This window comes from Devosia sp. (assembly GCF_034675085.1).
In the GTDB taxonomy this organism is placed as follows: Bacteria; Pseudomonadota; Alphaproteobacteria; order Rhizobiales; family Devosiaceae; genus Devosia.
Map to the genome: position 1 here is coordinate 1 of NZ_JAUCDN010000085.1, position 11,436 is coordinate 11,436.

Here is an 11,436-nt window from a genome sequence, read left to right on the forward strand (position 1 = left end):
CGGGGCGGAAGCCGCTTGCCACCGTGAAACCGCAAGGCCAACAGGCCCGGCGGGCGTCTGTGCATGCTCTTTTGTCGGAACCCGCCCACAAAAAAGCCGAACCCACGGCGCGCTTTGTCGTTATGCTCACGGCCGGAAAATGTTCCGAACGGCAGGGAGACACGAATGCGCAAGCTGACCGCAGGCCTGTTTTATTCCATCGACGGGGTGGCCGAGGCCCCCAATCTCTTCCAGTTCGACAGTTTCGACGATGAACTGGGCCAGCTGCTCGGCCGGACCATGAGCGAGGTCGACACCGTGCTGATGGGCCGGGTGGGCTACCAGGAGTGGGCGGGCTATTGGCCCAATGCCAGCCAGGATCTCGATTTTGCCGGCTTCATCAACACCGTGCCCAAATTCATCGCCTCCGACACGCTGACCGGGCCGCTGGAGTGGAGCAATTCCCAGCTCATCGAGGGGGATCTGGAGGATTTCGTGCGGGCGCTCAAGGCACGGCCCGGCGGCACCATTGCCGCCATGGGCGGCATGTCGCTGGTGCGCCAGCTGCTGCTGGCCGGCCTGATGGACGAGATGACGCTCATCATCCACCCCGTGGTCAGTGGCAAGGGGCGCCATCTTTTCGGCGGCGACGATCCCACCACGCGGCTGGTGCTCAAATCCTGCCAGCAGACCTCCAAGGACAATGTGGTGCTGACCTATGCCAGGCGGGAGGAGGCCTAGCCCCGCGCGGCCAGTGCCGCCGCGATGCGCTCGGCCCCCTCTTCGGGCGTCATCTCGTCCATGGCCAGGGTAAGGTCATAGGCCTTGCCCCGATGCACCGCCTCCTGCCAGCGCCGCACCGGCGCCGGCACGCCGGGGCCGGCGGCATAGAACCCGCCCTGCGGATCGGCGTTGCGCCGCGCCATGATGGTATCGAGCCCGCAAAGCACCCCCACCAGCAGCGGGGAAAAGGCGCCGAGCCTTGCGCCCAACAGGTCCATGGGGTCGAAGGGAGCCGCATAATCGCTATGCATTCCCAGATCGGCGACCACGTCGAATCCCGCCTTGGCCTGGGCGGCGATGGTCTCGAACAGCAATGCGTAGAGCGCGGCCACCATGGGCTCCAGATCGGGCCGCTCGCCGCCGGGCCGCAGGCCGATGCCGGGCCGCAGCGCCTCGGGCAGCAGCCCCGCCATGGCGTCGACCCCCGCATTGAGCCACAGCCCCGGCACCTGCCGCTGCACGGCGCGCACCAGGCTGGATTTGCCGGCGCGCGGCGCCCCGTTGAGGATGACGATGCGGCCGGGCCGAGCCGGGGGCGAGAGCGGGTCCCGCCCCGTCATTCAGCTCTTCCTGGCCAGTTCGATGGAGTCGAGAATGACCTTGCGGGCATCGTCCAGATTGCCGATCCGGTCGATCTTGGCCCATTTGCCCGGCTCGAGGTCCTTGTAATGGGTGAAGAAATGCTTCACCCGCTCGAGCTGGATTTCCGGCAGGTCGGTGATGTCCTTGATGCCGTCATACATGCGGGTGAGCTTCTGCATGGGCACGGCGATGATCTTTTCGTCCTGCCCGCCATCGTCTTCCATGAACAGCACGCCAACCGGGCGCGCCCGCACCACGGCGCCGGGCACCAGCGGGCGCGAGTTCATCACGATGACGTCGAGCGGATCGCCATCGCCGCACAGCGTATGGGGCACGAAGCCGTAATTGCCCGGATAGCGCATCGGGGTATACAGGAAACGGTCAACGAAGAGCGCGCCCGAGGCTTTGTCGATTTCATATTTGATCGGCTCGCCGCCCAGGGGCACTTCGATGATGACATTGAGGTCGTCGGGCGGATTCTTGCCGGTCGGAATGGCGTCGATATTCATTTGGCAGCACGTCTCATGGGTCGAGGGAGGATGGGCGCGTTTTGCCCAGATCGGGGCGCAAAGGCAAGCCGATTGCGAATCGGGATCATGCAAAAAACGAAATCGGCGCCTGAAGGATCCGTCAGCCTCGGCCCACCTGGTTGCGCAGAATGGTGCGGTCGCGGCTGGAAACCCCGATCAGCTCGGCGATGCGCCAGACCATATTGTCCTCAAGCTCGTGATTCTTGGCGTCGGCGAACACCACCGTCCACATCATGCGCACGATCTCGATGCGGTCTTCCATGTCGAGCCGGGTGAGATGCTGGGTGAATTTGTAGAAATCCACCGCCTCGGCATCGCTCTGCGCCGCCTGGCGCACGAGGTTATCCACGGCCACTTCATCCAGCTCATAATGGTCCTGCAGCGCCTGCTTGATGGCGGTGCGCTCCTCGGGCTTCATCTGCCCGTCCACGGCGGCCAGATGCACCAGCAGGGCGGCCACCGAAAGGCGTGGATCATGGCTGTCGAGGCCGGCATCGGGCTTGCTGAACAGGCGCGTGATGGACTCGAACATGGCGCAGGCTCCTCGGGGGTTCTGGGGGCAGGACAGGGGTTTGCGCGCCGGTCTTCCCGGCGGCACCAGAGTTAGCAGGCCGCCCGATTTCCTCAATGGGCGGCAAGGGCCAGGCAGCGCTCTCTCCGCCGCCTGATGCGTTCGCGCCACACCGGCGAAAAGCGAAGGGACTCGACTCTTTTGCGATTCCCTGTCTAAATGTTCCTGTTTTGTTCACTCATGCAGGGACTGGCTCATGCCCCCGGCCGACCGGCAGCAGCATCTTGCGGCGCTGCGCGCCACCATTGCCGATATCGAGCGCAAGCCGGCGCTGGCCGAGGCGCGGGCGCAGGTGGAATCCGCCATGGGCGGCTTTCCGCAATTGCAGGGCGGGCTGGTGCAGGAGATCTTCACCGACAGGAGCCACCAGATCGGGGCCGGGCTGGGTTTTGCCCTGGCCCAGGCCCGGCCCCTTCTCACCGGCCGGCGCGAGGCGGTGCTGCATCTGCAACTGGCCGGCGAATCCGCCTCTGCGGGCCTGCCCTATGCCCCCGGCCTGGAATCTTCCGGCTTTGCTTCCGACCGGCTCATCCTGGTGCGGCCCGCAGACATGGCCGAGCTGCTCTGGGCCGCCGAGGAGGCGGTATCGTGCCGGGCGGTGGCGGCGGTGATCGCCGAGATCGGCGGCAATGCCCGACGATTCGACTTCACCGCCAGCCGGCGCCTGAGCCTGCGGGCCAGCGCCGCCGGCTGCTCGCTGTTCCTGCTGCGCGCCGGCCCGGCCCGGCCCGCCAGCGCCGCCCATCTGCGCTGGCATCTCCTGCCGGCGCCGAGCGGCCCCCGCCCCTATGATGCCCGCGCCCCCGGCGCCCCGCGCTGGCAGCTGCGCCTCGAGCGCGGAACCCTTCTCCGGCAAGAGTCCGGATGGCTTCTCGATTGGACCGATCATGGACTGGCAGATGTCTCTTTCCCTGGCGCCGCAGGGCGAAAGGGCGATGGAGCGGCGCTTCCTCGTCCTGTTCCTGCCGCGCTGGCCGACCGATTATCTCAAACGGCGTGACCCGACCCTCGGCGGGCCGCTGGCGCTCTCCGAAACCGTCAAGGGCGGGCTCCGCCTGGGCGCGGTGGACGAAGAGGCGGCGAGCCACGGCCTCTGGCCGGGCCAGGGCCTGGCCGATGCCCGGGCGCTGCTGCCAGGTCTGGTGGTGCGGGCGCTGGACGGGCCGGGCCTGGCCGCCGCCTTTGCCGACCTGGCCGACTGGCACACCAATCTCAGCCCGCTGGTGGCGGTCATGGGTCCGCCCGGCTCCTATGGCGACCTCGCCATCGACATCACCGGCGCCGCTCACCTTTTTGGCGGCGAAAGCGCCCTGCTGACCCTGGCGCTCGACCGCCTGCGCAGCCGGGGCTATGGGGTGGCCGGGGCCATAGCCCCCACCATTGGCGCGGCCTGGGCGCTCAGCCATTTCGCCCGCAGCCAGATCGTAGACGGCACCGCTCTGGCCGAAAGGCTGGCCGGGCTGCCGGTGGCGGCCCTGCGGCTCGCCCCCGATCAGATCGCCGGCCTCACCCAGATGGGCCTGCGCCGCATCGGCCAGTTGCACGGCCGGGCCCGGCCGGCCCTGGAAGCCCGGTTCGGATCCTCCCTGCTCCTGCGGCTCGACCAGGCTTACGGCCATGCCGAGGAGCGCCTGGTGCCGCGCCTGCCCCTGGCCGAATATCGGGCCGAGCGGCGTTTCCCCGATCCCATCGGACTCATGGACGATGTGCTGGCCGCAACCGGGGATCTGGCCATCCAGCTCGCCCACCGGCTTGAAAAGCAAGGGCTGGGCGCGCAGCAATTCGCGCTTTTGCTCTACCGGGTCGACCACAAGGTGATGACCCTGGCCGTGCGCGCCGCCCGGCTGACGCGCGATCCCGTCCATGTCACCCGGCTCTTCACCCATCGGGCCGAGCGCTTTTCGGGCGAATACGATGCCGGTTTCGGCATCGACATGATCCGGCTCGAGGCCGGCGCCACCGGCCCGCTCGACCCCGTCCAGACCGGCGCCTTCGCCACCGCCGATGGCCTGGCCGATCTCGACGATCTCATCGACCGGCTGGACAGCCGCCTCGGCGCCGGCGCCGTGCTGCGCAGTCAGCAGAGAGCCAGCCACATTCCCGAGCGCGCCATGCGCCTGGTTCCGGCGCAAAGCCCGGCTCCCCGAGCCCAGCCCCATCCCCGCCGGCCCGAGCGTCCCTTGCGGCTCCTGTCCCGGCCCGAGCCCATCGCCATCACCGCCGAAGTGCCCGATGGCCTGCCGGCGGCCATGCTATGGCGCCATAACAGCTATCGCCTGCTCCGGGCCGCCGGTCCCGAGCGGCTGGAGGCCGAATGGTGGCGGCGCGGCCAGCGCCTTGAGCTCGTGCCCCAGCCCGATCCCCAGACCCTCAAGCCGGCAGAGCAGCCTCCCTATGTGGCCGCCCTGCCCCGTTTCGACGCCCGGGCGCAGACCCGCGACTATTACGCCGTCGAGGATGAGACCGGCTGCCGCTTCTGGATATTCCGGCAGGGATTTTATGGAGAGCCCGTGGCGCCCACCTGGTATCTGCACGGATTTTTCGCATGAGCCCCGTGCTTCGTTTTCCGCCTCAAGCGGGCCCGCGGCCGGCCCGGCCCGCGGCGGCGCCCGGCTATGCCGAATTGATCGCCACCAGCAATTTTTCCTTCCTCCATGGCGGCTCGCATCCCGAGGAGCTGGTTTTGGCCGCCATGCAGGCGGGCTTTCCCGCGCTGGGCCTGTGCGATCGCAACAGCTTTGCCGGCGTGGTGCGCGGCTATGTGGCGGCACGCGACAATGCCGCCCTCAATCCGGCCTTCCGCTATCTCGTCGGAGTCCGGCTCTGCTTTGCCGACGCCACGCCCGACATCATCGCCTATCCCGGCGACCGGGCCGCCTATGGCCGGCTCTGCCGGATGCTCACCCACGCCAACCAGCGCGGCGAAAAGGGCCGGCCCTTGCTCGAACTGGCCGATCTTGTCGGCCCCGCCATCGCCGGCCAGCTTCTCATCCTCATGCCCGACGAGGCCGATTGGGAAAAAACCGATGCCGTGCTGGCCCGGCTATGCCGCGCCGCGCCCGGCGCGGTATGGATTGCCGGCACCCCGCGTTTCGACGGGCAGGACCGGGCCCGGCTCAATCGGGTGGCAGGGCTGGGCGCGCGCCACGGCGCCCCCATGCTGGCCAGCAATGACGTGCTCTATCACGAGCCGGCAAGACGCATCCTGGCCGATGTGGTGGCCTGCATCCGCGAGCACCGGACGCTGGACGGCGCCGGCTGGCTGCTTTCGGCCAATGCCGAGCGCCATCTCAAGCCCCCGGCGGAAATGGCCCGGCTCTTTGCCGACCACCCCGACGCCATCACCCAGACCATGCGTCTTGCCGGCCGCATCGATTTTTCCCTCGACCAGCTTCATTACAACTATTCCGAGGAAACCATCGGCAATGGCGAAACCGCCCAGCAGACCCTGGAACGGCTGACCTGGGCGGGAGCGGCAGCCCGCTTCGGCCCCGAAGTGCCCGACGACATCAGGAAGATGATCTGGAGCGAGCTCTGCCTCATCGCCTATAAGGGCTATGCCGCCTATTTCCTCACCGTCGAGGATATCGTGCGCTATGCCCGCCACGAGCGGGGCATTCTGTGCCAGGGGCGCGGCTCGGCGGCCAATTCCACGGTCTGCTATTGCCTGGGCATCACCGAGGTCAATCCGCGCGATGCCAGCCTGGTCTTCGGGCGCTTCATCTCGGTCGAGCGCGACGAGCCGCCCGATATCGACGTCGATTTCGAGCATGAGCGGCGCGAGGAGGTGATGGCCTATGTCTATGCCAAATATGGCGGCAGGCGCACCGGGCTCACCGCCAATGTCATCTGCTACCGCTCGCGCAGCGCCATGCGCGAGGCAGCCAAGGTGTTCGGCCTTTCCGACGATGTCATCAATGGCTTCAACCGGCTGCTCTGGGGGCGCAATTCAGGGAAGGGCCTGGGCGAGGTCGGCGCGCTCGGGCTCAATCGCGACGATCCCGTGCTGGCCCAGCTTTTCGAGGTGGTGAAGGTCCTGCGCGGCTTTCCCCGCCATCTCAGCCAGCATGTGGGCGGGTTCGTGATCACCCGCGACGACCTGGATAGCCTGGTGCCCATCGGCAAGACGGCGATGGACAGCCGCACCATCATCGAATGGAACAAGGACGATATCGATGCGCTCAAGATCCTCAAGGTCGATATCCTCGCCCTGGGCATGCTGAGCTGCCTCAAGCGCGCCTTCGGCCTTTTGGAAACCCATTATGGGCAAAGGCTGGAGCTGGCCGATCTCATGGCCGAGGAGAAAGACCCCGACCAGACCAGGAAGGCGCGCGTCTACGCCATGATCCAGCGGGCCGATACGCTGGGCGTGTTCCAGATCGAAAGCCGCGCCCAGATGACCATGCTGCCGCGCCTGAAGCCGGCACGCTTTTACGATCTGGTCATCGAGGTGGCCATCGTGCGCCCCGGCCCCATCCAGGGCGGCATGGTCCATCCCTATCTGCGCCGGCGCGAGGGGCTGGACCCGTGGGAGCCCGACCCCACCGATCCGCTCGACAGTGTGCTCAAGGAAACGCTGGGCATTCCCCTGTTTCAGGAGCAGGCCATGCAGATGGCCATGATCGGGGCCGGTTTTTCCTCCGGCGAGGCCGACCAGCTGCGCCGCGCCATGGCCGCCTGGCGCCGCACCGGCCGCATCAAGATTTTCCGCGAACGCTTCATCAAGGGCATGACGGAAAACCCCAAACATGCCTACAGCCTCGAATTCGCCCAGCGCTGCTTTTCCCAGATCGAGGGCTTTGCCGAATATGGCTTTCCCGAAAGCCACGCGGCCAGCTTCGCCCTGCTGGTCTACGCCTCGAGCTGGCTCAAATGCCATTATCCCGATGTCTTTGCCTGCGCCCTGCTCAATTCCCAGCCCATGGGCTTTTACGCCCCGGCCCAGATCGTGCGCGACGCCGCCGAACACGGGGTCGAGGTGCGGGCCGTCGACATCAACCATTCCGCTTTCGATTGCCTGCTCGAGGAAGATGGCTGGGCCGTCCCCGATCATATCCATGCCCGCCATGCGGAAATGACCGGCGACATCCTGTCCCGAAAAGCGCTGCGGCTGGGCCTGCGGCTCATCGAAGGGCTGGCGGAAAAGGATATCGTCCGTCTCCTCGCCGCGCGGCACGCGCCTTATCTGTCGGTCCGCGACCTCTGGCTGCGCACCGGCCTGTCCATCGCCAGCCTCGAAAAGCTGGCCCGGGCCGACGCCTTCGGCTCCTTCGGGCTCAATCGGCGCGAAGCCCTCTGGGCGGTCAAGGGCCTGATCGGCACCCATGGGGCGCAAACCCTGCCGCTCTTCACCGCCGCCGGCCTGCCGGCCGAACAGCCGGCCGAGCCCTCCGGCCTGCCCGAAATGACCCCCGGAGAGGAAATCATCCATGACTATGCCAGCCTCTCGCTGTCCCTCAAGGGCCACCCGGTCCAGTTCCTGCGCCCCATGCTGGCGGCGCGGGGGGTAACGCGCGCGGCCAATCTGGCGAGGGTGCCTGCCGGCCAGCGCGTCGAAGTGGCCGGGCTGGTGCTGGTGCGCCAGCGGCCGGGCACGGCCAGCGGCGTGATCTTCCTCACCCTCGAGGACGAAACCGGCATCGCCAACATCGTGGTCTGGCCGAGGACCTTCGAGAAAAACCGCAAGACCGTGCTCTCCGCGCGCCTGCTGGCGGTGCATGGGCAAGTGCAGAGCGATGGCAAGGTGATCCATCTCATCGCCGAAACCATGACCGACATGACCGCCCCGCTGCTCGACCTGCTCGATGGCGGGGAAACCGAGCGCGCCCGGCCCGTTGCCCATGCCGCCCTGCCGGGAGGGCGCAATTTCCATTGAGACGGTTTAACGCAACATTCACCCTCTTGCGGGGAAATCCCCATCCGCCCCAACTCCCTTTGGCGTGGCAAGGCGTTTTTAATGCACAAAGCGCACTAATTGGGAGGAACAAGGGGAACCAGGTGCTCACCTCTTCAAGAAAGACAATGCCGGCTCTCGACTATGTGTCGATCATCCGCTCGGTCTATGGCGACCGCGGCGCGATGCTGGCCGGGGTCTTTGCCAGCGCGCTCACCGCGGCGCTGACCGCCTATCGCACCCAGTCCCTGCCGCTTTACCTCATCGCCGTCGCCTTCATCATCATCGGCACTTTGCGCCATCTCGACATGCGGGCCTTCCGGCGCGCCGCCATCGACAACGATGACGCGGCAGCCGCCGAAACCTGGGAAAACCGCGCCGTGATCAGCGGCAGCGCCCTGGCCCTGGTCTATGGCTTCTGGTGCCTTTTCGCCATGCTGCTGGTCGACGACCCCTTTGCCGAACTGGCCAGCGTCTCGCTTTCCATCGCGGTGATGGTGGGCATCTGTGCGCGCAATTTCGGCCTGGACCGGCTGGTCACGCTGCAAATGCTGGGCGTCATCCTGCCCATGTCGCTGGGCTTTTTCCTGCATGGCGATATTTTCCATCCCGTCCTGGCCGCGCTGCTGCTGGTGATGCTCGTCAGCTACCGCAAGCTGGCCGGCGATATCCGCTCCATCCTTTTGAGCGCCGTCCACGGCCGCATCGAGGCGTCGCGCCTGGCCACCGAGCTCGACATGGCCATGGCCACGCTCGAGCACGGCCTGTGCATGCTGGACGAGCGGGGCGTGGTCAGCGTCGCCAATGCCCGGGCGGTGCGCCTTTTCAGCCTGATCGGCGTGCCCGATCTCATCGGCCTTCAGGTGCGCGACGTGCTGGTGCGCCTGGGCAAGACCCAGGCCCTGCCCAGCACGGCGGTACAGCGCCTGCTCGACATGATCGACAAGCGCCTGTCGGGCAAGGTGCTGCTCTGCCTGCCGGCGCGGCATTATTACGAAGTGTCCGTCAGCTCGCGCGACCAGCGCACCGTGCTGCTTTTCGAGGATATCAGCGAGCGCGTCGCCTCCGAGGAACGCATCAATTTCATGGCGCGGCACGACGCGCTCACGGGCCTGCCCAACCGCACCTATTTCGGCGAGCTGGTCAGCGAGGACCTCGATGCCCGGCGCTTCGGCGACACCCAGCGCATGGCGTCCCTGATGATCGTCGACATCGACGAATTCAAGCATGTCAACGACACCTTTGGCCATATCGCCGGCGACGGATTGCTCAAGCAGGTGGCCGACCGCCTGCGCGATACGCTGCCCAGGGGAGCCGTGCTGGCGCGGCTGGGCGGCGATGAATTCGTCGTCTATCGCGGCGCGGTTGACAGCAGCACTCAGCTGGAGCGCGACGCCGAAGCGCTCCAGGAGGCCATTTGCGGCACCTTCTCCCTGGAAGGCCTGACCATTGCGGCCAGCGCCAGCATTGGCATGGCCACCAGCACCGACAGGCAGGATACGCTGGACGAGCTGATGACCAAGGCGGATCTGGCGCTTTATGCCGCCAAGGGCGCCGGCAAGGCGCGCAGCCAGCTCTTCCATGCCCAGATGGACATCGACTACCATTACCGCCAGCGGCTCAAGACCGATCTGCGCGAGGCGCTCGATACTGGCGCCCTCACCCTGTCTTTCCAGCCGCTGCTCGACATGAAGACGGGCAAGGTGGTCAGCTGCGAGGCGCTCTCGCGCTGGAACCATCCAGAGCTGGGCATCATCCCGCCCTCCACCTTCGTGCCGCTGGCCGAGGAGATGGGGCTGATTTCCGACATCACCACCTCGGTCATCCGCAACGCCGCCATGGCCTGCGCGCAATGGCCGGGTGACGTGGGAGTGACCGTCAATATCTCGGCACGCGATTTCCGCGGCAGCGACCTGGCCGTACTGGTCACCGAAGCGCTGGCCGATAGCGGCCTTGCCCCCGCGCGCTTCGAGATCGAAGTCACCGAGACGGCGGTGATCGAGGAACACGACATCGCCCACCATGTGCTGACCGAGCTGGCCGAAAGCGGCATCGCCATCGCGCTGGACGATTTCGGCACGGGCTATTCCTCGCTGAGCTATCTGAACGCGCTGCCCTTCACCAAGCTCAAGATCGATCGCTCCTTCGTTGCCGATATCGTGGACAACTCCCGCTCGCTGCGGCTGTTGACCAATGTTGCCCGGCTGGGCCGCGATCTCGATCTCATCGTGGTGGCCGAAGGGGTGGAGACCGAGGAGCAGCTCGATACCATTCTGGCCCATACCGCGATCCAGCAGGTCCAGGGCTATTTCTTCAGCCGCCCCCTGCCCCAGCGCGACATCGCCGAGCTCATCACCCGGCTCAACGCCAAAAGGGCAGACAATTCAAAGAAATGGTTAATGAAGTCTAAAGCGCTGTAGCGCCAAGGGGAATTGCCTCCAAGGGTCGCGGCGCCCACTGGTGGCCCACTTTTTGCCCATGCCGTTATCCTTAACAAAGCATTAAGGTGCCCCCGTCAAAGAGGGCGGGTGGCTATGAGTGCGGCAACTGGGGCCAGGCAAACAAGTTCGCGTTTTGCAACGAGCCTGATCGATCTGCTCGATCGGGTGCGTTATCGGCGGGTATCACCGAGCGACCAGCTCGATCCGGTCTACAAGCTTCGCTACGAGGCCTATCGGCGCGAGGCGTTCATCCCGGTCAATTCCCAGCAGATCACGCGCGACGCCTTTGACGACGCGCCCAATTGCCATTGCTTCGGCGTCTATATCGACGACAGGCTGGTCAGCTCCATTCGCCTGCATATCGCCACGGCCGAGGAGCCGACCTCGCCCAGCCGGCTGATCTGGCCCGATGTGCTGGGCGGCGTCATCGAGGCCGGGGGGAGCTATGTCGATCCCAGCCGCTTCACCGCAGACCATGAAGCCTCGCTGGAATTTCCGGCCCTGCCCTACCTCACCCTGCGCATGGCCGTGATGGCCTGCGAATATTTCGGCGCCACCCATTGCATCTCTTCGGTGCGCCCCGAGCATGGTCCCTTCTACCGCCGGGTCTTCGGCCTCGAGCAGATGGCGGGCGTGGGCTACTGGGGCGAATTGACC

The 11,436-nt window shown here is 66.4% G+C and carries 9 protein-coding genes; 6 read left to right on the forward strand and 3 right to left on the reverse strand.

Annotated features, from left to right (window positions below; translation table 11 throughout):
• The first annotated feature begins 165 nt into the window (after nt 1-165).
• The gene (locus VDP82_RS07380; protein WP_323014208.1) at nt 166-720 is read left to right on the forward strand and encodes a dihydrofolate reductase family protein; all 555 of its coding nucleotides are present in this window, start codon (nt 166-168) and stop codon (nt 718-720) included.
• On the opposite strand, the gene VDP82_RS07385 is transcribed toward VDP82_RS07380, so the two are convergent.
• From VDP82_RS07385 to VDP82_RS07395, 3 genes are all read right to left on the reverse strand, one after another.
• Nucleotides 717-1,322, reverse strand: a complete 606-nt coding sequence (locus VDP82_RS07385; protein WP_323014209.1) for a phosphotransferase-like protein — start codon at nt 1,320-1,322, stop codon at nt 717-719. The two genes, VDP82_RS07380 and VDP82_RS07385, sit on opposite strands and share 4 nt — an antisense overlap.
• Nucleotides 1,323-1,853: an inorganic diphosphatase gene (ppa, locus tag VDP82_RS07390; protein ID WP_323014210.1), complete on the reverse strand. Its 531-nt coding sequence runs from the start codon at nt 1,851-1,853 to the stop codon at nt 1,323-1,325. It lies immediately after the preceding gene.
• A gap of 121 nt (nt 1,854-1,974) precedes the next feature.
• On the reverse strand, nt 1,975-2,406 hold the full coding sequence (locus VDP82_RS07395; protein WP_323014211.1) for a TerB family tellurite resistance protein: 432 nt from the start codon (nt 2,404-2,406) through the stop codon (nt 1,975-1,977).
• Between the two features lie 235 nt (nt 2,407-2,641).
• Here VDP82_RS07395 and VDP82_RS07400 point away from each other — a divergent pair, with 235 nt between their 5' ends.
• The 5 genes from VDP82_RS07400 to VDP82_RS07420 form a co-directional block, all read left to right on the forward strand.
• Nucleotides 2,642-3,445, forward strand: a complete 804-nt coding sequence (locus VDP82_RS07400; protein ID WP_323014212.1) for a hypothetical protein — start codon at nt 2,642-2,644, stop codon at nt 3,443-3,445.
• A complete protein-coding gene (locus VDP82_RS07405; RefSeq protein WP_323014213.1) occupies nt 3,345-4,994 on the forward strand; it encodes a DNA polymerase Y family protein in 1,650 nt (549 codons plus the stop codon). Before VDP82_RS07400 ends, VDP82_RS07405 begins: the two co-directional genes overlap by 101 nt.
• On the forward strand, nt 4,991-8,320 hold the full coding sequence (locus VDP82_RS07410) for an error-prone DNA polymerase (RefSeq protein WP_323014214.1): 3,330 nt from the start codon (nt 4,991-4,993) through the stop codon (nt 8,318-8,320). Before VDP82_RS07405 ends, VDP82_RS07410 begins: the two co-directional genes overlap by 4 nt.
• A gap of 146 nt (nt 8,321-8,466) precedes the next feature.
• The gene (locus VDP82_RS07415; protein ID WP_323014215.1) at nt 8,467-10,758 is read left to right on the forward strand and encodes a putative bifunctional diguanylate cyclase/phosphodiesterase; all 2,292 of its coding nucleotides are present in this window, start codon (nt 8,467-8,469) and stop codon (nt 10,756-10,758) included.
• Between the two features lie 114 nt (nt 10,759-10,872).
• The coding region (locus VDP82_RS07420) for an N-acyl amino acid synthase FeeM domain-containing protein (protein WP_323014216.1) at nt 10,873-11,436 on the forward strand (564 nt) is incomplete at its 3' end.